Source organism: Novosphingobium umbonatum, assembly GCF_004005905.1.
GTDB classification, from domain to species: domain Bacteria; phylum Pseudomonadota; class Alphaproteobacteria; order Sphingomonadales; family Sphingomonadaceae; genus Novosphingobium; species Novosphingobium umbonatum.
This window is the reverse complement of record NZ_SACO01000060.1, coordinates 1-410: the sequence shown is the minus strand read 5'-3', so window position 1 is coordinate 410 and position 410 is coordinate 1. Positions and strand designations below refer to the sequence as shown.

Annotated in this window: 1 pseudogene; it reads right to left on the bottom strand. The window is 61.5% G+C overall.

Going from position 1 to position 410, the window contains the following annotated elements:
* Positions 1-64: 64 nt before the first annotated feature.
* Positions 65-410 (bottom strand): annotated as a pseudogene (locus tag EOE18_RS18270) (3'-5' exonuclease); the annotation flags it as partial.

The window sequence follows — 410 nt, the reverse complement described above, 5'->3', positions numbered from 1 at the left end:
CACCTGTGGCATTGGCCAACCTCAAACCGGCGAGAACGGCGGCCCGAGCGCTGCCGGTGGCAAATTACCGGTGGCGCGTTTTCCAGGTGACGGAATAGGTCCTGGGCACATAGCGCGCCGGGATCACACTGGAGCGAAGCCAATCGATTTCACCAGGGGCAAGGTCGCCCGAGACCTCCTGCCACCAGACCCTCTTGTCCGGATTCCAGCGGTAACCGGCGGATTTGAGCACCTCACGCATATCGAAATGCGCGCCGGTCGCCTCGATAGCGATGGTGGGTGTCTGCGCCATTTTGACAATATCGGCGAGGATGGTCCCGACACCTGCCGGCTCATAGGTCAGAACATGCAGGAGGCTCACCACATCGGCCATGGCCCGATGCCCCGCATTGAAACGCCCGATTTGCATC